20 protein-coding genes and 2 pseudogenes are annotated in these 22,237 nt (G+C 49.1%); 13 read left to right on the top strand and 9 right to left on the bottom strand.

What is annotated here, in order from left to right; all coding sequences use genetic code 11:
• Positions 1–34 precede the first annotated feature (34 nt).
• On the top strand, positions 35–1,378 hold the full coding sequence (gene gdhA / locus MES37_RS06490; protein ID WP_064548934.1) for an NADP-specific glutamate dehydrogenase: 1,344 nt from the start codon (positions 35–37) through the stop codon (positions 1,376–1,378).
• A gap of 99 nt (positions 1,379–1,477) precedes the next feature.
• Here gdhA and opgB read toward each other — a convergent pair whose 3' ends face one another.
• Positions 1,478–3,766 carry a phosphatidylglycerol--membrane-oligosaccharide glycerophosphotransferase gene (opgB, locus tag MES37_RS06495; protein WP_237930660.1) on the bottom strand — a complete coding sequence of 763 codons (2,289 nt, stop codon included), beginning with the start codon at positions 3,764–3,766 and terminating at the stop codon, positions 1,478–1,480.
• A gap of 438 nt (positions 3,767–4,204) precedes the next feature.
• Between opgB and ahpC the strand changes: the two genes are divergently transcribed.
• Together ahpC and ahpF are read left to right on the top strand one after the other, a co-directional pair.
• Positions 4,205–4,768, top strand: a complete 564-nt coding sequence (gene ahpC / locus MES37_RS06500; RefSeq protein WP_064548938.1) for an alkyl hydroperoxide reductase subunit C — start codon at positions 4,205–4,207, stop codon at positions 4,766–4,768.
• Positions 4,769–4,855: 87 nt separating this feature from the next.
• A complete protein-coding gene (ahpF, locus tag MES37_RS06505; RefSeq protein WP_064548940.1) occupies positions 4,856–6,424 on the top strand; it encodes an alkyl hydroperoxide reductase subunit F in 1,569 nt (522 codons plus the stop codon).
• 56 nt (positions 6,425–6,480) lie between these two features.
• Here ahpF and MES37_RS06510 read toward each other — a convergent pair whose 3' ends face one another.
• A complete protein-coding gene (locus MES37_RS06510; protein ID WP_237930661.1) occupies positions 6,481–7,161 on the bottom strand; it encodes a helix-turn-helix domain-containing protein in 681 nt (226 codons plus the stop codon).
• Positions 7,162–7,233: 72 nt separating this feature from the next.
• On the bottom strand, positions 7,234–8,622 hold the full coding sequence (cysS, locus tag MES37_RS06515) for a cysteine--tRNA ligase (protein WP_121814172.1): 1,389 nt from the start codon (positions 8,620–8,622) through the stop codon (positions 7,234–7,236).
• Positions 8,623–8,798: 176 nt separating this feature from the next.
• Here cysS and ppiB point away from each other — a divergent pair, with 176 nt between their 5' ends.
• From ppiB to MES37_RS06530, 3 genes are all read left to right on the top strand, one after another.
• Positions 8,799–9,293, top strand: coding sequence for a peptidylprolyl isomerase B (gene ppiB, locus MES37_RS06520; RefSeq protein ID WP_064548946.1), 495 nt, complete (start codon positions 8,799–8,801; stop codon positions 9,291–9,293).
• Between the two features lie 14 nt (positions 9,294–9,307).
• Positions 9,308–10,027 carry a UDP-2,3-diacylglucosamine diphosphatase gene (lpxH, locus tag MES37_RS06525; protein WP_202914399.1) on the top strand — a complete coding sequence of 240 codons (720 nt, stop codon included), beginning with the start codon at positions 9,308–9,310 and terminating at the stop codon, positions 10,025–10,027.
• 106 nt (positions 10,028–10,133) lie between these two features.
• On the top strand, positions 10,134–10,919 hold the full coding sequence (locus MES37_RS06530; RefSeq protein ID WP_237930662.1) for a hypothetical protein: 786 nt from the start codon (positions 10,134–10,136) through the stop codon (positions 10,917–10,919).
• A 2-nt stretch (positions 10,920–10,921) separates the two neighbouring features.
• Here MES37_RS06530 and MES37_RS06535 read toward each other — a convergent pair.
• Positions 10,922–10,996, bottom strand: a pseudogene (locus tag MES37_RS06535) (type II toxin-antitoxin system mRNA interferase toxin, RelE/StbE family); the annotation flags it as partial.
• Between the two features lie 149 nt (positions 10,997–11,145).
• On the opposite strand from MES37_RS06535, the gene MES37_RS06540 reads away from it, so the two are divergent.
• Positions 11,146–11,400, top strand: coding sequence for a membrane-associated sensor domain-containing protein (locus tag MES37_RS06540; RefSeq protein ID WP_064548953.1), 255 nt, complete (start codon positions 11,146–11,148; stop codon positions 11,398–11,400).
• 8 nt (positions 11,401–11,408) lie between these two features.
• Here the strand turns inward: MES37_RS06540 and MES37_RS06545 are convergent.
• From MES37_RS06545 to MES37_RS06560, 4 genes and pseudogenes are all read right to left on the bottom strand, one after another.
• Positions 11,409–12,845: pseudogene (locus MES37_RS06545) on the bottom strand (mechanosensitive ion channel family protein); the annotation flags it as partial.
• Positions 12,832–13,077, bottom strand: coding sequence for an ESPR domain-containing protein (locus MES37_RS06550; RefSeq protein ID WP_237930664.1), 246 nt, complete (start codon positions 13,075–13,077; stop codon positions 12,832–12,834). The pseudogene MES37_RS06545 and the gene MES37_RS06550, both read right to left, overlap by 14 nt.
• 470 nt (positions 13,078–13,547) lie before the next feature.
• Positions 13,548–13,721 carry a hypothetical protein gene (locus MES37_RS06555; RefSeq protein WP_166642060.1) on the bottom strand — a complete coding sequence of 58 codons (174 nt, stop codon included), beginning with the start codon at positions 13,719–13,721 and terminating at the stop codon, positions 13,548–13,550.
• 90 nt (positions 13,722–13,811) lie between these two features.
• Positions 13,812–14,384, bottom strand: coding sequence for a hypothetical protein (locus MES37_RS06560; protein WP_162303010.1), 573 nt, complete (start codon positions 14,382–14,384; stop codon positions 13,812–13,814).
• A gap of 421 nt (positions 14,385–14,805) precedes the next feature.
• On the opposite strand from MES37_RS06560, the gene MES37_RS06565 reads away from it, so the two are divergent.
• The 6 genes from MES37_RS06565 to mnmH all read left to right on the top strand — a co-directional run bounded on the left by MES37_RS06565 (position 14,806) and on the right by mnmH (position 21,133).
• Positions 14,806–15,336: a hypothetical protein gene (locus MES37_RS06565; protein ID WP_237930665.1), complete on the top strand. Its 531-nt coding sequence runs from the start codon at positions 14,806–14,808 to the stop codon at positions 15,334–15,336.
• Between the two features lie 387 nt (positions 15,337–15,723).
• Positions 15,724–16,986, top strand: a complete 1,263-nt coding sequence (locus MES37_RS06570) for an MFS transporter (protein ID WP_237930666.1) — start codon at positions 15,724–15,726, stop codon at positions 16,984–16,986.
• A 21-nt stretch (positions 16,987–17,007) separates the two neighbouring features.
• Complete coding sequence (locus MES37_RS06575; RefSeq protein WP_237930667.1) at positions 17,008–18,135, top strand: glycosyltransferase WbsX family protein; 1,128 nt, start codon at positions 17,008–17,010, stop codon at positions 18,133–18,135.
• 207 nt (positions 18,136–18,342) lie between these two features.
• Positions 18,343–18,852: a 5-(carboxyamino)imidazole ribonucleotide mutase gene (purE, locus tag MES37_RS06580; RefSeq protein WP_064548975.1), complete on the top strand. Its 510-nt coding sequence runs from the start codon at positions 18,343–18,345 to the stop codon at positions 18,850–18,852.
• A complete protein-coding gene (gene purK, locus MES37_RS06585) occupies positions 18,849–19,913 on the top strand; it encodes a 5-(carboxyamino)imidazole ribonucleotide synthase (RefSeq protein ID WP_237930668.1) in 1,065 nt (354 codons plus the stop codon). Before purE ends, purK begins: the two co-directional genes overlap by 4 nt.
• Positions 19,914–20,035: 122 nt before the next feature.
• Positions 20,036–21,133, top strand: a complete 1,098-nt coding sequence (gene mnmH, locus MES37_RS06590) for a tRNA 2-selenouridine(34) synthase MnmH (protein ID WP_237930670.1) — start codon at positions 20,036–20,038, stop codon at positions 21,131–21,133.
• 47 nt (positions 21,134–21,180) lie between these two features.
• On the opposite strand, the gene MES37_RS06595 is transcribed toward mnmH, so the two are convergent.
• Positions 21,181–22,237, bottom strand: a 1,057-nt coding sequence (locus tag MES37_RS06595; protein WP_337927074.1) for an ABC transporter permease, incomplete at its 5' end; no start/stop codon positions are given.

The following is a 22,237-nucleotide window of genomic DNA, read 5'->3' on the forward strand; positions in this document are numbered from 1 at the left end:
TACAACATGACTTATAAAAAGGACTTCCAGAACTATGGAAAACACGCTTTCTCTCGAATCATTCCTCACCTCTGTTCAACAACGTGATCCGCACCAGCCTGAATTTGCGCAGGCAGTACGTGAAGTGATGACCACCCTGTGGCCATTCCTCGAACAAAACCCGCAATATCGCCGTTCCGCGTTACTGGAGCGTTTAGTCGAGCCTGAGCGCGTCATTCAATTCCGCGTGACCTGGGTGGATGACAAAAATCAGGTGCAGGTTAACCGCGCCTGGCGCGTGCAATTTAGCTCCGCAATCGGGCCATTCAAAGGCGGGATGCGTTTCCACCCCTCTGTGAATTTGTCGATTCTGAAATTCTTAGGTTTTGAGCAGACCTTCAAAAACGCGCTGACGACATTGCCAATGGGCGGGGGTAAAGGCGGCAGCGACTTTAACCCAAAAGGCAAAAGTGAAGGCGAGATTATGCGTTTTTGCCAGGCACTGATGATGGAGTTGTATCGCCATTTAGGGCCAGACACTGACGTTCCGGCAGGCGATATTGGCGTGGGTGGCCGTGAAGTGGGCTTTATGGCCGGGATGATGAAAAAGCTCTCCAACAATACGTCTTGCGTATTCACCGGCAAGGGTTTGTCGTTTGGCGGTAGTCTGATTCGCCCGGAAGCTACCGGTTACGGCCTGATTTACTTCACCGATGCCATGCTACAACGCCACGGCCAGGGTTTTGAAGGCAAGCGCGTCGCCGTTTCGGGTTCCGGTAACGTGGCGCAATACGCTATCGAAAAAGCGTTATCGCTGGGGGCTCGCGTGGTGACGGCTTCCGATTCCAACGGCACCGTGGTGGATGAAGCGGGCTTCACAACCGAGAAGCTGGCGCGTTTAACTGAGATCAAATCCAGCCGCGACGGGCGCGTAGCTGATTACGCGAAAGAGTTTGGTCTGGTTTATCTTGAAGGCCAGCAACCGTGGAGCGTACCAGTCGACATCGCGCTGCCTTGCGCTACGCAGAACGAACTGGATACCGAAGCGGCACGCACGCTGATCGCCAATGGTGTAATAGCCGTCGCCGAAGGCGCGAACATGCCGACCACCATTGAAGCCACCAATCTGTTCCTGGAAGCTGGAGTGTTGTTCGCACCGGGCAAAGCGGCAAACGCGGGCGGCGTGGCCACTTCAGGCCTGGAGATGGCGCAGAATGCGGCGCGTTTGAGCTGGAAGTCTGAAAAAGTGGATATTCGTTTGCATCACATCATGCTGGATATTCACGAAGCCTGCGTCAATTACGGCGGCGAAGATAAGCAAACGCATTATGTGCGCGGTGCCAATATTGCAGGTTTCGTCAAAGTGGCCGATGCAATGTTGGGCCAGGGAATTCTGTAAATATTTGATGTAAACGGTGGATGGCGCTAAGCGCTTATCCACCCTACAAAACCGTACGTCGGATTAGCGCTAGCGACATCCGACAACTTCATTCGCCAACTAAATCGCCGGAACCACCTTAATATCCCCCATCCCAATCCCCAGCTTGCGCGGTTCATGGCCAAGAATATTCCCTTCATTAGATAACTGCGGCTGTGGCGGAATAATTTCCAGCAAGTTACTGCGCTCAGGGTTATCAAAATGCATCGTAGTGGTAGTCAATTCTTCACCGAGCGTTAATGTCTGCTGCTGGCTACCGATTTTTACCGGCATCGGCTGACCAACATTTGGACCAAACGCTTTAGCGGTGATCACCAGATCAAATTTCTCCGGTAACGGTTCGGCATATTCAATTTTCACTTCTGGAGCCAGATTGGCATTTGACCAGCGCCCCCACTCTTCCGGACGTGAAATTCCGGAATACGCTTTCACCTCAAGCGGAGCACCTGGCACGTTGAAAATAAAACTATCGGCCGGGTAACGAATGGCATTTTCATCCAGTTTTAATAGCGCAACAGTGTTTTTATAACGCGCCTTGTCGATCTCTTGTTTTGCGAACTCCACCGCATGCTGTTCCTGCGGCTGTTCAATTAAACGCACCGACGGTTGTCCGCCCATTTGCCCCTGAGCAACACACAGGCCGGTGGAAAGTGCCAGTTTCGGCTCCCACAAACGCGCCATTTTGAAACAGCGATCGGCCCAAATGAACTTATCTTTTTCACTGAAATCAGCCAGTTGATAGCGCAACGGGGCAGAATATTCGCTTTCCGGTAATGGCTCGATTTTCTTATCCAGAATACGCAGCAGCAGTGGCATTTTGAAATGCGCCCCAGAATAACTAAAAGTATTTTTCTGCTGGTCTATCTCATATTGAGTAATAGTTTTCGGGAAATTCCACAGTTCGATGACGTCCGGTTTCCACTCCATCACCTTTTCTTTCACGTTAAGAAACACCGCGGCAATTGACTGCCCCGACAAACTACTGCGCCCCAGGCCAAGGTAATTATCGCCACCCAGAACATCCAGCACCGTCGCCCCGTTATCCAGAGTGCTGCGTTTTACCGGTACCACATCTGCCTGTGGTTGATCACCACGAATAATAAAGAACAGGTTATTTCTATCGTGCTGATTGAGATATTTGTAGGCGGTATTATTCATCGCCAGATGGTCAGAGGAAACGACGATCACGGTATTTTTAAAATACGGTGAGGCTTTTATTTTCTCTATAAGCGCAGCAATATGTTCCTGGCTACAAGCCACGGCACTGAAAGACTGGTTTTCTTTGCCTTCAAAGCTGTAGCTGCGGCGTTTGCAGGTTTTCGAAATAAAGCCGTCCGGGTGATGCGTATCGACCGTTAAAGTGAACAGTGAAAAACGTTTGTTCGCTTTCGAAAGCTCGAGATATTTTTCGAACACTTCGTCCAGCACGGTATCGTCGTAGAAGCCCCAGTTATTGCGGTAAGCCGGATCAGCAACCATCGACTTCAGTTCTTGCGCCCCGTACATATGGTCGAAGCCATGGGATTGTAAAAAAATATCTTTCCCTGCAAAACGTAAGTCTGCGCCCTGCATAAAGTAGTTTTCGTAACCCGATGCTTTCAGGATATCGCCCAAACAGATATTTTTCGGGAAGAAACTCGACATCGAGGCTGATGAATTCCCCTCAAATGGGGCGAATAACGGTATACCACATTGTGAAGCAACCATTCCGGCGATGGTATAATCGGTGCCAGGTAATTGAACGGTATGACTAAAATCCATTCCTCCATTCTTCAGCCCGGTTAATTCCGGTGCTAACTCAGGGAAATACTCTGGTTCTAAATAAGTGCGTTCCAGACTTTCGCCATAAATATAAACGAGATTAAGCTTTGGGTTATTAATTGTGCCTTGCGGGACTTTGTAATAAACATCGAAATCAGAATCACCTGAGCGGGTTTGTGATTTAACCAGTTCTGTCACCTGGCGAAACGCGGGTGATGCATCGACCGAGGCCATCGCCAAAACGATTGCTAACAGGCTATAACCCAAATGATGGGGATACCCTTTGCGGCGACGCAGAATCCAGGTCAAACCACCGAACACCGCGACCAGTGCAACAAATACCCCAACACCGGGAAGAATATATTTGCCAATCCCGGCTCCCGTCATGCTGCTCGTCAGGGTATACAGCACAGCATCATTAATACCTTCGCCGGTGAAGTAGTTACTGGCGACAAACGTCACGTTCAGGACAATATACAAACCCAAAATAAGCAGGATGACGCTAAACCACCAGAGATTACGTCCGGCTTTAAAGGCGTACACGGCAATGGCTGTGACAAACAATACAAGTGAAAGCAATTCCGACAACGCCTAACCCTCGAGATGAATGTGCGCACTGGCGCAAAAGGTACTCATAGCTGGTGCTGGCTAAATCTAGCCGTGTTATCACACTCCTGCAATTTCTCTGACATGAAAGTGTGCTGCTTTCGGAATTGTACGCATTATGGACAACCATGATGGGCATGATTCATAGATGGTGGCTATCAGAACCATCGTTAATATAACGATTGAGTGGATTGACCCATCTGGCGCAACAGTGATTTAATCCCGCCGCTGTTATGATTTTTTAAAGTGGAATTGTAACGCGCAACAAGCAACAAACTGAGACCACCCGGCAACGGGTGGTTTTTTTTGCCTGTGACTTAAGTTGTTAGGTAAAACTTATCAATTCGATACAGCCTACCCATTAGAGCCTGGCACGAATATTCGGTACCTTTCTCCCATCGCAAAACGGAGAAAATACAGATGTCTTTAATTAATACAAAAATCAAACCATTCAAAAACAGCGCTTTTAAAAACGGTGAATTTATTGAAGTTACCGAGCAAGACGTAGAAGGCCGCTGGAGCGTTTTCTTCTTCTATCCTGCTGACTTCACTTTTGTATGCCCAACTGAACTGGGCGATGTGGCTGACCATTACGACGAGTTCCAGAAACTGGGCGTAGATATTTATTCTGTTTCTACCGATACCCATTTCACCCACAAAGCGTGGCACAGCAGTTCTGAAACCATCGCAAAAATCAAATACGCGATGATTGGTGACCCAACTGGTGCACTGACCCGTAACTTCGAAAACATGCGCGAAGATCAGGGCCTTGCTGACCGCGGTACCTTTATTGTTGACCCACAGGGCATCATTCAGGCTATCGAAGTAACTGCTGAAGGCATTGGCCGTGACGCGTCTGACCTGCTGCGTAAAGTGAAAGCTGCTCAATATGTCGCTTCTCACCCAGGTGAAGTTTGCCCGGCTAAATGGAGAGAAGGCGAAGCTACGCTGGCTCCATCATTAGACCTGGTCGGCAAAATCTAATCACTTTTCTTTTCGCAGGGCGGGTGAGCCGTAGCGCGACACCCGCCACTTTGCCACTTTAGGCTTTGCCACCAGGGAGATTTACCCATGCTCGACAACAACATGAAAACCCAACTCAAAGCTTACCTTGAGAGATTAACCAAACCTGTTGAGTTGATTGCCACGCTGGACGACGGCGCAAAATCAACCGAGATAAAGGAACTGCTGGCAGAGATTGCTGAGTTATCTGACAAAGTTACTTTCACGATTAATAACGATTTACCGGTACGCAAACCGTCGTTTCTGATTACCAATCCAGGTTCCGATAAAGGCCCGCGCTTTGCAGGTTCTCCACTCGGCCACGAATTTACTTCTCTGGTTTTAGCTTTGCTACAAACCGGGGGACATCCGTCGAAAGAGTCACAAGATTTGCTTGAGCAAATCCGCGAAATTGACGGCGATTTCCATTTTGAAACTTTTTATTCGCTCTCCTGCCACAACTGCCCGGACGTGGTGCAGGCGCTGAACCTGATGAGCGTGTTAAACCCGCGCATCAGCCATATCGCCATTGACGGCGGCGTATTCCAGAATGAAATTCAGGAGCGCAACGTGATGGGTGTGCCTGCGGTGTTCCTGAACGGCAAAGAGTTCGGTCAAGGCCGGATGACGCTCGCGGAAATTGTCAGCAAAATTGATACTGGTGCCGAAAAGCGCGCAGCCGAAGCCCTGAACAAACGGGAAGCTTACGATGTATTAATTGTCGGCAGCGGCCCAGCAGGTGCTGCTGCTGCAGTTTACTCGGCACGTAAAGGCATTCGTACTGGCCTGATGGGCGAACGTTTTGGCGGCCAGGTATTAGATACCGTTGATATCGAAAACTACATTTCGGTACCGAAAACTGAAGGGCAGAAACTGGCTGGCGCACTGAAAGCCCACGTTGATGATTACGATGTGGATGTTATCGACACGCAAAGTGCCAGCAAATTAATACCGGCTAAAACCGCAGGCGGTTTGCACCAGATTCAAACGGCTTCCGGCGCAACACTTAGCGCTCGCAGCATTATCATTGCGACGGGAGCGAAGTGGCGCAATATGAACGTGCCAGGCGAAGAACAGTATCGCACCAAAGGCGTGACTTACTGCCCACACTGCGACGGCCCACTGTTTAAAGGCAAACGCGTGGCGGTGATCGGCGGTGGTAACTCTGGTGTTGAAGCAGCAATTGATCTGGCGGGTATCGTCGAACACGTTACGCTGCTTGAGTTCGCCCCAGAAATGAAAGCCGACCAAGTGTTGCAGAATAAAGTCCGCAGCCTGAAAAACGTCGACATTATTTTGAATGCGCAAACGCTGGAAGTGAAAGGCGATGGCAGCAAAGTCACTGGTTTACAGTACAAAGATCGCCTGACCGAAAATGTACATGAGATTGAACTGGCGGGGATTTTCGTGCAAATCGGTCTGTTGCCAAACACCAACTGGCTGGAAGGCAGCGTAGAGCGCAACCGCATGGGTGAAATCATCATTGATGCGAAATGTGAAACCACTGTGAAGGGTGTTTTTGCTGCTGGCGACTGCACTACCGTGCCCTATAAACAAATTATTATCGCCACTGGCGAAGGTGCGAAAGCTTCACTGAGCGCATTTGATTACCTGATTCGTACCCCAAATAACTCATAAGACAATAAGTCACCTGCAAAAACCAAAAAGCTCTGGCCTTACAGCCAGAGCTTTTTTTAATATTCTTTCGGCAAATGGTTCACTGCCACCAGCCTGCCGCGTTTAATCTCAATGTAATCTCCGCGCCGTAGCTCTCCGAGTATTGCCATAATCGTGCTGCGCGCGAGCTGCGTACGCTGCTGAATATAATCCGCTACATTCATATCACGGCGAAAGTCTTCGGGTTGTGCCTGTAATTCAAGCAATTTAGTGCGGATCATCACGTAAGCCGGGACGCCAACCAGGTGCTCTTCACGTGAGGTAAATATCTGCAAATACCACGCAAAAATATTAGCGACAGATTCCCAAAGTTGCTTTTGGGTAATTATTTCAAAGGCTTTTTCCGCTGGAACAACCCAACAGTCGCAGGGTTCTTCTATTCTTAAAGACCAGCCACCGCGAGGACGAATACACTCGGCGATACCGTAGATTAATTCGCCTCTTGCCGACCAAATCACTAAACCATCACTGGAACGCAAAAACGTATATTCCCCTCCCTCGAAGAGATAAAGATGTTTTCCTTCTTCCCCAATGGCATTAATGATGTCCTCAGCAAGGAAAGACTGCTTTATCCCAGAGCCAGAAAGCGCTTTTCTCAAAGCAACGATATCAGTGACCGGTCTGATCAAGTAAAGAGGTGGATTCAGTGATTCACCGTCTTTTTTATTTGTGTTACCCATGAATTGGCCTATTTTCATTCTTGTCACCAATATCATAGCTGATAAAAAAGCGGCCTAAGCCGCTTTATGTTTTATCTAACTGAATAAATGTTACTTTCGGCGCCAGGTCGTCCCTTGCGGGCCATCTTCCAGCACGATCCCCATCTCATTAAGACGGTCACGAGCCTGATCCGCCAGCGCCCAGTCTTTCGATTGACGGGCATCGTTACGTTGTTTGATCAACGCTTCGATTTCAGCCACTTCACCATCGTCAGCCTGCACACTGCTTTGCAGGAAAGCTTCAGGTTCTTGCTCAAGCAAACCCAGCACACCAGAAAGCTTGCGTAACGCCGCAGCCAGGCCATTTGCTGCCGCCAAATCTTCGGTTTTCAGGCGGTTCACTTCACGAGCCATATCAAACAGTACAGAGTACGCTTCCGGGGTATTGAAATCGTCATCCATCGCTTCACGGAAGCGCGCTTCAAATGCTTCGCCACCCGCAGGTTGAACGCTCGAATCCGTGCCACGCAGAGCGGTATATAAACGCTCAAGCGAAGTACGTGCCTGTTTCAGGTTTTCTTCGCTGTAGTTCAACTGGCTACGATAGTGGCCGGACATCAGGAAGTAACGAATGGTTTCGGCATCGTAATATTTCAGCACGTCACGCACAGTGAAGAAGTTACCCAGCGATTTGGACATTTTTTCACGGTCAACCATCACCATCCCGGAGTGCATCCAGGTGTTAACGTACTCGCCGCCGTGTGCACAAGTTGACTGCGCGATTTCGTTTTCGTGGTGCGGGAACATTAAGTCTGAACCGCCGCCATGAATATCAAAATGGTTGCCGAGCTGTTTGCAGTTCATCGCCGAACATTCGATGTGCCAGCCAGGACGGCCTTCGCCCCACGGAGATGACCAGCTCGGCTCGCCCGGCTTGGACATTTTCCACAGCACGAAATCCATCGGATTACGTTTAACGTTCGCTTCTACTTCAACACGAGCGCCAGCTTGCAGTTGATCCAGATCCTGACGCGAAAGCTTGCCGTAATCCGCGTCGGTTTCCACGGAGAACATCACATCGCCATTGCTGGCAACATAGGCGTGATTACGCGCAATAAGCTGTTCAACAATTTCGATGATATCTGGGATGTGTTTGGTGGCGCGCGGCTCGCTGTCCGGGCGCAAAATATTCAGCGCGTCGAAATCGGTGTGCATTTCAGCCACCATACGGTCAACCAGCGCGACAAAATCTTCGCCATTTTCATTGGCGCGTTTAATAATTTTATCGTCGATATCGGTAATGTTGCGCACATACTTAAGCTTATAGCCGAGAAAACGCAGGTAACGTGCAACCACGTCGAAAGCGACAAAAGTGCGGCCATGTCCGATATGACACAAATCGTAAACGGTGATACCACACACGTACATGCCAACTTCTGGGGCATGAATAGGTTTGAATTCCTCTTTTTGGCGACTCATTGTATTAAAGATTTTTAACATCAGGGGATTCCATATCAGCGTGTGTAATCGAAATTAGGTTATATGTTACCTCAAAATTCCACACGGAAGCAGCACGCTTTGCAAGGTGATGATCATCAGCAGTTATGCTATAACAACCACCTTGTGTCGCGGCACCGTCTGCCCGAACACTGTCTGACTAATATAGGATACACAGCATGGTTACTTTTCAAACTAATCACGGCGATATCGTCATCAAAACTTTTGATGATAAAGCGCCGGAAACTGTTAAAAACTTCCTCGATTACTGCCGCGAAGGTTTCTACAACAACACCATTTTCCACCGTGTGATCAATGGCTTTATGATCCAGGGCGGCGGTTTTGAACCGGGTATGAAGCAGAAAGAAACCAAAGACACCATCCAGAACGAAGCGAATAACGGCCTGAAAAACACCAAAGGTACGCTGGCAATGGCGCGTACTCAGGCACCACATTCTGCAAGCTCTCAGTTCTTCATTAACGTGGCTGACAACGATTTCCTGAACTTCAGCAGCGAAAGCATGCAAGGTTGGGGATACTGCGTATTTGCCGAAGTTGTAGAAGGCATGGACGTTGTTGAAAAAATCAAAGGCGTGTCCACTGGCCGCAGCGGTATGCACCAGGACGTTCCTAAAGAAGACGTGGTTATCACTAGCGTAACCGTAAGCGAATAACTCGCCCGATGGCGATGACGCTTTTTATCGCAGATTTACATCTGTGTTCAGAAGAACCGGCGATCACCGCCGGTTTTCTGCGTTTTCTGGCGGGTCAAGCACGGGAAGCAGACGCGCTTTATATCCTTGGCGATCTGTTTGAAGCCTGGATTGGTGACGACGACCCCGAACCGCTGCACCGCCAAATTGCAGTAGCGATCAAAGAGCTGGTTGATTCCGGCGTACCCTGCTTCTTTATTCATGGCAACCGCGATTTCTTAGTCGGTAAACGTTTTGCCCGTTTGAGCGGCATGACATTACTGCCAGAAGAACAAGTCCTCAACTTATACGACCGCAAAATGCTGGCGCTGCACGGCGACACGTTATGCACTGACGACCACGGTTATCAGGCGTTTCGCAAAAAAGTCCACCAGCCGTGGCTGCAATGGTTATTCCTCGCCCTACCGCTGTTTATTCGCAAGCGCGTCGCCGCCAAAATGCGTGCCGGCAGCAAAGCCTCAAATAGCAGCAAATCCATGGCGATTATGGATGTGAATCCACACGCGGTGATCGACGCCCTCAGCCGCCATCAGGTGCAGTGGATGATTCATGGTCATACCCATCGCCCGGAAATTCACGCTCTTTCTGCAAACGGAAAACCCGCGTTTCGCTGCGTGCTTGGCGCATGGCATACGCAAGGGTCAATGATTAAAGTGACCGCCCAGGACGTCGAGTTAATTCCCTTCGAGTTTTAATTCATAACCCAGAAAAATATAAACTGCGAATATATAGGCAGCATAATTAACATTGCATTTATATATCAGGGGTAGACAATCTTTTTTTCATCTAAAAGGATTACCCGTGAAAAACTTAGCGCGATGCTTCTGGATTGGATTTGTTATCAACTTATTCGCCGTAATGATATTTAGCGCCATTTTTAATTACCTGGCATATGAAATGTTGATGGTAATGACCGATCGCGACCTGATGATTATTTTATATCTCATGCAAAACCTATTTTGGGGTGCGCTGGCCGTTGTATTCATCTCTGCCTTTCTTTTCTCACGTTGGCGGCTGCTATCTGTATGGCTGATATCCATAGCCACCCTTGCTCTTCTGCCTATCGGGGCTTTTCTGCTCCACGGTATTTTACGCAGTAACAGCCTGGCTACTTTTAGTAAACTCGCTTCTTTATCGAAAAAAGAAAATATGGAATGGGAACAGGTTTATTTATTCAATTCCGATAAGGTTTTGATCACCGGTGCCATTCTTATGGGGCCGGGTTTAGGGCTAGTCTTTAGCTCTGGCTCACTACTCGGCATCATGCTTGCATCAATAGCAGCAGTCTTCCTGTATAACGGGTTCCGTTTGCATAAGCGCCCGGCAATAGCCTGGACGACAGAAACGGTAGTCATTACCCCTGGTTTATTTTCCGATCCCTTACTTATTCCACCGGCCCTCATCAAAGAAATAGGCATTAATGAAGTCGAAATCGTGATTGATATAGAATATGGCAATCGCACAGAGGAAATTCGCCTGAAAAAATCAAATATAAAAAATGTAGACCTCAACGTGCTGGAACAGCAATTTTCACAGTACTTACAAAGGGTCAATCAGGTCGAAAATGAATTTGCTCGAAGCGAATAATTTTCATTAATGACCTGGTATACAAAGCGATAACCGGATGACCTGAGCTTTATTTTGTGGCAGTCAGGCATCCCCCGTCATACTTCAATTCGCAGGTATAAAAAGTTGTCTCATCTGGCCTGCCGTGATTATGTGATAAAAAACAGGGAAAATACGTCAGACCGCGTCACCTCCTTTGAATACACTGTAGCAGAACCATAGTGATATGGTCAGACAGGCGCTATCAGTGAGTATCCCGTGGTTCACATTTGTGAATGTCAGTTTTGCGCTGATCATTTTGTTCCGCAATGTTCTCATCAGTAACTTTGACCGCTCGATCGGCGCACACATGGAAATATTGCCGTTTATAGACGAAATTACGGGCGGTATTATTGCTTTGTCGCTTCTGTTGGTACTTTTCATCTATCGTCTCCCTGCCAGCTTCACACCTCTTTGTATGGCAATGCTGATGACTATCAGCTTGATGTGGAAACACGGCTGATCGGCATCTTATTTTTCTTTTTCTCCTGCTGGAGGGGCAAACCAGTTCGACTTGGTCACGAGTACCGGCTGATCGGGCTGGCTGATGAAATTAGGTGACATGATCTGCACGCCGAATTCATTAAACACATCCTGTATATGGCCATGTAGAGTACTTCTGACACCAGCCAGTGACTCACCCGCCTTAAGCCGAACCTGAAGCTCATACGCCACATACCAGTCCTGCAGCGCCAACTGCCGCACCAACGGAGGAATGTCGCGGTTAATTCCAGGTGTACGGCTTGCGGCAAGTTCCAGCATAGCTTCAACCTGCCGCCACGGCGTGTCATAACCAATGGTGACACTGGTCGTCATGTTGACACCTTCGCCTTTGAGCGTTGCACTTAAGTTAACTATTCTGCCGCTAACGACCACTGCGTTGGGAACCGTCACCTCGTAGTTCTCTCGTGTCAGAATTTTAGTTGCCAGCATGCCCACCTCACTGACAACCCCCTCATGATCTGCAATTCTGATGACTTCACCTTTACGCAGTGCACGGGAATAGGTCAGAACCAGCCCGCTCATGGCATGGTTCATCAATCCGGCAGATCCCAGCGTCAGCATCAGGCCGAAGAAAACGCTTATCCCTTTGAAGGCGAGTGAATTAGCGCCCGGCAGAAATGGATATGCCGCTGACAAAGCGAATAACCAGATGACTACGCTGATAAGCTTGCGGGTCACGCCAACCGTATCCGGATGTAACCCCGGCAGATGTAATTGTCCGGTTTCGACTCGCCTTAACACCAGTCTCAACAAACGCGTTACCAGCGCTGTGATGATAAAAATTACGACAACAATGACCAGACCCGGTAGAGCGGAAAGTGCCGCCAGCCCCATCAGTTGCAATAGCCCTATCGCATAACTTCCCAGCTCCATGCCCCAAATCCGCGTCCAGGGAAACAGCCGCAATACCCAACTTACCCAGATGTAAAATGCTACGAGGATGGTGGTGGTAAGAAAAACAGCATACAGCCGCACCTCAATCGGACCGAGAAACGCGCGAAGCTCGCCAGGAATGATACTTTTCCGCTGAGCGCGCCGCACGGTATATACCCGTTTCAGCCAGGCATAGGATCGCAGGGAAAACCAAATCAATGCGACTATCACCAGTGCCCCAGCCAGACTTTTTACCGAGGAGGATAAGAGGTAACGCGAAGAGTACTGTTCAGACAATGAGAGACGAAGCGTATCGAGACGCAACCTGACGCGTTCCGCCGACTCCGCAAGCGTCAGGTCATCCCCTTCATCAAGGTCTCCCTGAGCCAGTAACATAAAGGGTTTGCCGTTGACAGAAAAAAGCACGGCAGGCTGTCGGTATCGCGTTACATTATGAGTTTCAACCGGTTGGGCCAGATCCTTATCATCGAGTAAGCGCAAGATCGTAACGATACGCTTAACCCGTCTCTTTAACCGCATCGTAAACCGGTAGAAACAGGTAGTTTGGATAAGCCGCGCTCCACGTCACATCTACAGCGCTGGCTGTCGGGCCATAAACACCGGCAACAATCAGCGCAGTAGTTAATAATTTTCGGCCTCCACGCCCGGTCTTCGATCCTTTTTTCCCTGTTCGGGATGTTTCTGCAACGGCAATAAAACTGTTCGCCACATGGCTCCATACCAAACGATAAATATTATTCATAAGTCATCTCTGCAAGGCCGCATAATGAAATAGCGCGTTGACACAAATAAACAACAAGAAACACTTGTCGAAACACTTTGAGTAACATTAGTACAAGGTTGAGTTTTGAGATGGCGAAAGAGTAAATAAGTCTTATTTAACGGATGCTTTTATATAATGTGCAGGTTCAGTGAAGAAACTCATGATGAGCTCTGTTTATTATTGCAACGGTATGATGGTTACGTCTGCTCATCGCTCACAGCGGACCTGACAGGCAGCTGGCTGGTCCGCTGCGTGCCAAAAACAGGCATTGCCAGCTCTAGCATTTTTAGGTTTGTATAGTCGGGCTAACGACCCTACGTGCTGGGGGCAGGTCACATACGCTATGCAGCAGCTCAGCAAAGAGAAGAGCGAACTTGGTTACGGGAAACCGTTATGATGAATAAGGCTCCCATTGAAGGAGCCTTACTTTTTGATAGGGATGATGAATATTATCCGAGGCTTACTGGCTTTACACCTTTCTTCGGCCCGACCATATCCATGTCTTTTTCCTTCTGACCAACTTTGGCAAGTTTGTTGCCGTCGATGGAAGCCCAGAAGTCGAGAGAGCGTCTTGCACCAGCCATAGCTTTATCAGAAGTGATTTTTCTATGTTGTTTGATCATGTTTAACCTCTTTGGCTATAGATCTTATGGATAATTTTATAACAAATGCGTTCATTAAACAAACAGCCCATCGACTGCTGATTGAGATTGTCATTCTTCATCTGGGTCAATGCCATTCACTTTCAATCGTATGGTATTGAGGATGTCGCGCACATCTGCAGACATCTTACTGTGGTCATCCCATACCTGGGCAAATCCGTAGCTCCTATAACGCGGTTGTGCATCTTCAGTAGGATCTTGAATATAGACGTCGTCAAGCTCCGCGATCTGGCAGAAGGTAGTCGCGTAAATAAGTGCGATGATCAATACGTTGCCTGTTAGGTCGGTATCTTCATCTGAAATGAAGTTTTCTAACATGCAAATTGAGAATTGCTCACGGCGCCAGTCGTATTTACAAATGATAACCGCATGAAGCTGTTCCGGCTCATCACGGTCGATCAGCTTTAAAGTTATATCCAGTATTCCGTCTTCAGTGTTACCGCTATAGGTCTGCATCGCCCATCGCCAGTCCAAGGGGCTTTGTAAATTTGCGTCTTCAAGCTGGCGTCTCTCTTCGTCGCTCAAAACGCCTACTGAGATATTAGTCCATCCAAGTATTTCAATAGCTTCTTGTGTTGTTGCCAGGCAATGATCATGTATTTGCTGAGTAGATAGGAAGCTCACTTCATGTCGTCCTTTTCTTCTATCCCATGGCTAATATATCGTTCAGGTGTGAAAGTAGGCGAGTTATTCTGACCTGCCCCCCCGCTATACGTGGTTTTAGAGGGCTGACGTGACCTGTTCCCAGTTGATTGACACACGGCATGTTAGCAAGATTCATGGTGACTCAATTACGAACGTCTGCTGATCGCTAAAAGCAGCCCGAACACCTGGTTTAATATCCCCTGCAATTCCAAAACTCAATTTTCACTATATAGTGATTTGCGCCGAAGACTTTCAGTTTCCAATAATTAAGCAAGGTTTTACTGTTGACTTATCCAGTACTTTTAGCAGAAGGTGGAGGGGTAAAAAGATTCGCCCCCGAATGGTGCGACAACACCAAAAGAGGGCTAACCACAAACGTTAACTAATTAGGAGTAACGCTATGGCTGTTGCCAATAGTAACACATTCGCTCGCCCTGAAATCACTGCTGCTCAATCCGTTATTGCGGGGAACATCGCAGCTTTATTAAAAATACCGTTGAGTGCCACGCATGATTTATTCCAGGTTGTGGATATTTGCCAACGTTATGCTGATGAATTAATCGAAGTTAATAATCACGCTGAATATATGGCGTTATGCGGGCGTTTACTGGCGGGGTTGAATGTACTGAAAGTGGTTTTAAAATCGCCGTTGCCAAAACATCTTATTGAGCAATTAACGGTGAATGACAATAATTACGATGACTATCGCAGTCCACTTTCAACAGATTCAGAGACAACCTGTGAATATTGTTGCGCATTAACCATGGTGTTACTGAACCAACAGATCACGCTGGATCAGCAGGAACACATCAGCGAATTATTATTTGAATTACTGAGCATGCTGGCAGAGGATTTGAAAGCGCCGCGTTTTATCCGCACCACGACAGGGCTGGCAATGATAGAGGGTGACGCCGTGCCGGGCATTCATTAAACAACGCTAAGGGGCGGTACCTGGTGACAGGTATCGCTGGTGTATCTGCCTTATTCCCCCCTGAAATAACTGACCAAAACAGCGGAATATATTACCGATCAGCATCGTCAATATTAGTTCAAAAAAAAACCATGGTGCACCTGGCTTCCTGGCAGTTATGTGATATTGAGCTCGTCGATATTTTATATTTCGCCACATTTCTCCCTATTTGGTTAATGATGGCACTCAACAGAAGGACTGTTCTTTAATTTAACGTTATAAACAGGATGGTTATATTCATGCATTACCAACCAATAATCAACAACCAGAAACCATAACTAAGGAGGCATTAATTGAACCATAAATTAGGATCTTTATAAAACAATCTATTACATGGAGTAATAATTTATGTCCATCATTAAACAGACTAATCCCTGGTATATTGGCACTGTATCAGGGATGGCATCCTATATCGACTCGGCCGCGATTGTATCAAGCGGAACCGCTCTGGTTATCTATTCAAAAACGATTGGCGTCACAGCAGGGCAAATCGGTATTTTCTCCGGTGTATTAACACTCTGTATTGCCCTGGGGGCTTTTTTCGGCGGCCGTTTAGGCGACATGTTCGGCAGAAAAAAAATATTCATCACCACAATGGCAATGATTGTCGTTGGCGCATTGCTAATGGCATTCGGTCGAACATTTCCCCTCTTACTTCTCGGCACTCTTTTATTGGGTCTGGCGACAGGTGCAGATTTACCGGTTTCTCTGGCGACCATCTCGGAGGCGGCAACGGATAAAAATCGCGGGAAAATTATTGGACTGTCTAATCTTTTGTGGGCTGGCGGCGTAAGCGTATCAATGGCCATCGCTTCAGTAGTCGGCAGTTGGGGCATTTTAGGCGCGCAAATTCTTTACTTCCATATTGGAATTACTGGTATCGCATTATTAATCCTGCGCTCGCTTATCCCTGAATCTCCCCTGTGGTTGGCCGCACACCATGAACGCCTCTGTGGAGTAAAAACGATTCGCGCCCAAACAGCCTCATTCAAAGATTTATTTAACAGAAAATATCTCACTCCGTTTATCGCACTTTGTCTTTTCTATATGTTGACTAATCTGGCGGCTAACACCAGTGGGCAATTTGGTGCATATATTGCCGTTAATATCGTCGGTATACCGATTGAAACCCACTCATTTTGGAGCTTATTAATGCTTCCGGTATGTATTGTCTCCGGGGTTGCCTTTATGAAACTGGTTGATACTCCCAAAAGAATGACCGGATTTATTGTTGGCGCATTTTTCTATACCGCAGGGTTTGTTATGCCGGTTTTATTTAACTTTGCACCCTTCTCCTGGTTCTGCGCCATGTTATTTACCAGCACAGGGGCCGGGCTGGCACTTGAAGGCATTATGAAAGTATGGTCGCAGGAATCATTTCCCACGATGTTACGCTCAACGGCGCAGGGCATCATCGTTGCGGTATCCAGGCTGACCTGCGGGCTACTGGCATTTGTGACCCCCTTATTACTCGAAATGGGAACAACTTTTTTATATACCGTCCTCTCATGTATGGCTGGCGTCGGTATGGTTATCGGTTGGCTCTGCTTTCATGGCAACCAGCGCAATGAGTTTAATTCCGAGGCAGATATTATTCAAAACAATCATTAATACGTAAAAGGACTGACGATAATGCAAAGAAAATATGAAGTGGCTGCATATTATTTCCCCAATTTCCACTGTGATCCTAAAGTAGAGCAATGGCACGGCAAAGGTTGGACTGAATGGGAGTTGGTGAAAAATGCTACCCCCCGGTTTGTCGGCCATATGCAACCTAAAGTGCCGCTATGGGGTTATGAAGATGAGGCTGACCCTGTGGTTATGGAAAAGAAAATTAGCGCAGCCGCCGGGCACGGGATCTCTGCCTTTATCTTTGACTGGTACTGGCACCAGGAGGGGCCATTTCTTGAACGCTGTCTTGACGAAGGCTATTTAAACGCCGCCAACAATAGTGATGTTAAATTTGCCATTATGTGGGCCAACCATGACTGGCTGGAAATTCATCCGGCTACCCGTTATCAGCCTTACCCTACCCGCCTCACGGGGGCTGTCTCCGAGCAGATATTTATAGATGCAACCGAGCATATTATTGAACGCTATTTCACTCATCCTTCTTACTGGAAGATAGACGGGAAATTTTATTTTTCGATTTACGAGATGATGAGCCTGGTTAAAGGCCTGGGTGGGCTGAGCAATACCAAAAGAGTGCTGGAAGATTTTCGAGCAAAAATTCGCGCGCGCGGGCTGGGCGAATTGCATCTCAATGCCGTGGTATGGGGTATAGAAACCTTACCAACCGAAAATACGCTTACCGATGCTGACAAGGTGATTGAGTATCTGGGAATTGACAGCGTGACCAGCTACGTGTGGGTTCATCATATTACACCCGGTCATTTTCCTGATTGCCCCTACAACGAGATCCGCGAATGCGCCAAAGCCGAACATGCACGCTTGAGCAGCCAACACGCGCTCCCTTATATTCCCAACGTAACAGTGGGCTGGGATTCTTCCCCCAGAACGGTGCAAACCGACTGCTTCGAAGACATTGGCTATCCCTGGTTCCCGGTGTATACGGATAATTCCCCTGCGGAATTCGAAAAGGCGCTGCAGGACGTTAAGAACTTTATGGATACAGAAAAATCGGTATTTCCCGTTTGTACGATCAACGCGTGGAACGAATGGACGGAAGGGAGCTATCTCGAGCCAGACACCGTTAATGGTTTTAGCTACTTAGCAGCCGTCAAAAAAGTATTTGGCTAAAGTAATGTATCCAGAGGCGCTTCCCGGTGCGGAATTTTATCTCCGCATCGTTCTCACTTTTATCATGTAAGGAAACAGGACAATCTGGCATTAACAATCGCCACGCAACCGTTTTCCTTGCTGCATGTTCATGCTATTCTCTGAGCCCTTCTGACCGACCGAGCCACGTTCGGTGATGTTTGCATACCCACAGGAGTTTTGAGACGCATGTCCTCCAACCAGACCCCGGCGCGTATCGCCATTGTCATGGGTTCCAAAAGTGACTGGGCCACCATGCAGTTTGCCGCAGAAATCCTCACCGCCCTTGATGTCCCACACCACGTTGAAGTGGTTTCCGCACACCGCACTCCCGATAAACTCTTCAGCTTTGCCGAACAGGCGAGCAGCAACGGTTATCAGGTGATTATTGCAGGTGCAGGCGGTGCGGCGCATTTACCGGGTATGATCGCGGCGAAAACCCTGGTTCCGGTGCTGGGTGTGCCAGTCCAGAGCGCGGCTTTAAGCGGCGTCGACAGTCTCTACTCTATTGTTCAAATGCCACGCGGTATTCCGGTTGGTACGCTGGCAATCGGCAAAGCCGGTGCGGCCAACGCTGCTTTACTGGCGGCGCAAATTCTCGCTCTGCACGATAAAGATCTCAGTCAGCGCCTGGCAGACTGGCGTCAAAGCCAGACCGACGAAGTGCTGGAAAACCCGGACCCACGGGGTGAAGCATGAAACGCGTTTGCGTGTTGGGTAACGGCCAGTTAGGCAGAATGCTGCGCCAGGCGGGCGAACCGCTGGGCATCGCGGTTTATCCGGTGGGTCTTGACGCTGAACCTGAAGCCGTACCATTTGCGCAAAGTGTTATCACCGCAGAAATTGAGCGCTGGCCTGAAACCGCCCTCACCCGCGAACTGGCGCGCCACAATGCATTTGTGAACCGCGATGTTTTCCCGATTATTGCCGACCGCCTGACGCAAAAACAGCTGTTCGATAAGCTTGAGCTGGCCACTGCGCCGTGGCAGTTGCTTTCCAGCCGTGACCAATGGGCTGACGTGTTCCACAACCTTGGCGAACTGGCGATTGTGAAGCGTCGCGTTGGCGGTTACGACGGACGCGGACAGTGGCGTTTGCGCAGCGATGAAACCAGCCAATTGCCCGATGAGTGCTACGGCGAGTGTATCGTTGAGCAAGGCATTAACTTTTCCGGCGAAGTTTCGCTGGTTGGCGCACGCGGGCATGATGGCAGCACGGTGTTTTATCCGCTAACTCACAACCTGCATCAGGACGGTATTCTGCGCACCAGCGTAGTTTTCCCGCAGGCAAACATTGAGCAACAGCAGCAAGCGGAAGCGCTGCTTTCGGCAATTCTGCATGAGCTGAACTATGTCGGCGTGATGGCGATGGAGTGCTTCGTCACGCCTGCCGGGTTGCTGATTAACGAACTGGCACCGCGCGTGCACAACAGCGGCCACTGGACACAAAACGGCGCATCTATCAGCCAGTTTGAGCTGCATCTGCGCGCCATTGTTGATCTGCCGTTGCCGCAACCTGTCGTTAATTCACCGTCAGTAATGATCAACCTTATCGGTACCGATTTAAATTACGACTGGCTGAAACTGCCGTTGGTGCATTTACACTGGTACGACAAAGACGTGCGTGAAGGTCGTAAAGTCGGCCATCTCAATCTCAATGACAGCGATAACGACAGACTGGGCGCAACGCTTGAAGCGCTGGTGCCGTTGTTACCCGTGGAATACGCCAGTGGGATTGCCTGGGCGCAGAGCAAACTCTAATCACAGCGGCGGGTAGCGTTAATCGCTTACCCGCCCTGCCATTCCAGCCCCTTCCTTTCTTTTTTGCATGCAAAAGCGCACAATCCCCAGCGTTTCTGGCCTCACTCGCTTTAAGGTTATCCATGCAAAACGCTCGTCCCAATACTCAACATTATGAACATCTGCTGCGCGCCGATATTCCGCTTATCGACGTGCGTGCGCCGGTTGAATTCACTCAGGGAACAATGCCTGCCGCAGTGAATTTACCGTTGATGTCAGACGACGAACGTGTCGCGGTAGGCACTTGTTACAAGCAACACGGTCAACAAGCCGCGATTGAATTGGGCCACAGTCTGGTGCATGGCGATATCCGCGAAGCCCGTTTAGAGAAGTGGCTGGAACAATGCCGCCAAAACCCACAAGGATACCTGTGTTGTGCCAGAGGCGGCCTGCGTTCCCACCTGGTTCAACAGTGGTTGCATGAAGCGGGTGTCGACTATCCGCTGGTTGAAGGTGGTTATAAAGCGCTGCGCCATTATGCGATGGGCGTGATTGAATCCCGCTCGCGCTGGCCGATGGTGCTGGTCAGTGGCAACACTGGCGGCGGCAAAACGATCCTTATCCGTTCGCTGCCAACCGGCGTCGATCTTGAAGGACTGGCACACCATCGTGGTTCGTCATTTGGCCGCACCATTGTCGAACAACCTTCGCAAACCAATTTCGAAAATAGCCTCGCAGTGACGTTACTCAAAAAAAGTGATGGCGCGGAAGTGACGTGGGTTGTCGAAGATGAAGGCCGAATGATTGGCTCACGCCACATCCCGGAGTGTTTCAGAGAGCAGATGTTACGCTCGCCAATCGTGGTAATTGAAGATCCCTTCGAGCAGCGTTTAGAGCGTCTAAAAACCGAATATTTCCTGCAAATGAGCGAAGCATTTTTGTCGGTGAGCGATGAAGAAACCGCATGGCTTAACTACGGCGAATATCTGCATCACGGCCTGTTTGCCATTCGCCGCCGTTTAGGGATGGAACGTTTTGCGCAGTTCAGCGCGCTGCTGGATGACGCGCTGGTTCAGCAACGAAAAACCGGTTCAGTAGATGGGCATCTGGCCTGGCTTTCGCCGCTGCTCGAAGAGTATTACGACCCGATGTACCGCTACCAGCTCAGCAAAAAAGCCGACAATATTGTGTTTCGTGGTGACTATCAGCAGGTAGAAGCCTGGCTTAACAACAATATTTAAATCAAACAGGCTAATGCCAAACACAACATTAGCCCGTGAATAACCCGCTACGAAGCAACAAACTGGCGGAATAACGCCTTACCTTTCAGTAAGCGCACACCTAACCAGCCGCCGCACAGTGAGAGCAACACCGCGCCGCTCACTGGCAGAATGACCCATAGCCGCCAGTCAAGCTCCCATGGGAAATCAAACACCCGCGTCTGCAACAGCCCCAGCGCGGTTTCAGCCCCCATGGCGGCAACCAGCCCGGAGACAAACCCCAGCACCGCAAACTCACACCACAACGTGGTGCGCAGTAGGCGTTTTCCGGCTCCCAGCGTGCGATACACCACCAGTTCTTGATGGCGCTGACGCATTCCAACCTGAACCTGTGCCAGCAACAGCAACACGCCGCAAGCGGTAACCAGCACTACCATCACTTCCAGCGCCCGGCTAACCTGCTCCAGCACCTGCCCAACCTGGCGTAATATCGCGCCAATATCCAGCAAGCTAACCGTTGGAAATTCACGGTTCAGCTGCGTCAACATGCCGTTCTTTCCTTCCAGACGGAAACTGGTTAACCAACTTTGTGGCTGATTATCCAAAGCGCCTGGCGGGAAGATAAAGTAGAAATTAGGCCGCAGGCTCTCCCAGTCAACTTTGCGCAAACTGGTCACTTTGGCGGAAAAATCCTGGGTATCGCCCATAAACGTGACGGTATCGCCAAGCCCGATACTCAACCGTTTTGCCACACCTTCATCCATGGAAACTTCGCCCGCTTTTGGCGGCCAGTTGCCAGCAAGGATCGGGTTATGCGCCGGTTTCTGACTCTGCCATGTGAGGTTCAGTTCTCGATTGAGTGCTTCATCAGGATTGCCTTCGGTCGATTTGCCATTGATCGCCGTCATGCGTACTCGCACAATCGGGTAGAACGATTCCGGGATTATCTGGTGTTCGGCCAAAAACTCTTTCACCGGCTGAACCTGTTCAGTAGCAATGTTTAGCAGGAAATAGTTCGGGCTTTCTGGCGGTAATTGTTGCTGCCAACGGTCGAGTAAATCGCCACGCAGCACCAGCAATAATGCCAGTAACATAAACGACAGCGAGAACGCCGCCAGTTGGCTC

The sequence above is a fragment of the Buttiauxella sp. S19-1 genome, assembly GCF_022134725.1.
GTDB lineage: Bacteria > Pseudomonadota > Gammaproteobacteria > Enterobacterales > Enterobacteriaceae > Buttiauxella > Buttiauxella ferragutiae.

Excerpts from the sequence above, each read along its gene's own strand:
- mnmH (WP_237930670.1), top strand. The coding sequence starts at position 20,036 with ATGCAAAACGCTCGTCCCAATACTCAACATTATGAACATCTGCTGCGC.
- MES37_RS06550 (WP_237930664.1), bottom strand. The coding sequence starts at position 13,077 with ATGAATAATATTTATCGTTTGGTATGGAGCCATGTGGCGAACAGTTTT.
- lpxH (WP_202914399.1), top strand. The coding sequence starts at position 9,308 with ATGACGCTTTTTATCGCAGATTTACATCTGTGTTCAGAAGAACCGGCG.
- MES37_RS06565 (WP_237930665.1), top strand. The coding sequence starts at position 14,806 with ATGGCTGTTGCCAATAGTAACACATTCGCTCGCCCTGAAATCACTGCT.
- ppiB (WP_064548946.1), top strand. The coding sequence starts at position 8,799 with ATGGTTACTTTTCAAACTAATCACGGCGATATCGTCATCAAAACTTTT.
- ahpC (WP_064548938.1), top strand. The coding sequence starts at position 4,205 with ATGTCTTTAATTAATACAAAAATCAAACCATTCAAAAACAGCGCTTTT.
- cysS (WP_121814172.1), bottom strand. The coding sequence starts at position 8,622 with ATGTTAAAAATCTTTAATACAATGAGTCGCCAAAAAGAGGAATTCAAA.
- MES37_RS06575 (WP_237930667.1), top strand. The coding sequence starts at position 17,008 with ATGCAAAGAAAATATGAAGTGGCTGCATATTATTTCCCCAATTTCCAC.
- purE (WP_064548975.1), top strand. The coding sequence starts at position 18,343 with ATGTCCTCCAACCAGACCCCGGCGCGTATCGCCATTGTCATGGGTTCC.
- purK (WP_237930668.1), top strand. The coding sequence starts at position 18,849 with ATGAAACGCGTTTGCGTGTTGGGTAACGGCCAGTTAGGCAGAATGCTG.
- gdhA (WP_064548934.1), top strand. The coding sequence starts at position 35 with ATGGAAAACACGCTTTCTCTCGAATCATTCCTCACCTCTGTTCAACAA.
- ahpF (WP_064548940.1), top strand. The coding sequence starts at position 4,856 with ATGCTCGACAACAACATGAAAACCCAACTCAAAGCTTACCTTGAGAGA.
- MES37_RS06555 (WP_166642060.1), bottom strand. The coding sequence starts at position 13,721 with ATGATCAAACAACATAGAAAAATCACTTCTGATAAAGCTATGGCTGGT.
- MES37_RS06510 (WP_237930661.1), bottom strand. The coding sequence starts at position 7,161 with ATGAAAATAGGCCAATTCATGGGTAACACAAATAAAAAAGACGGTGAA.
- MES37_RS06570 (WP_237930666.1), top strand. The coding sequence starts at position 15,724 with ATGTCCATCATTAAACAGACTAATCCCTGGTATATTGGCACTGTATCA.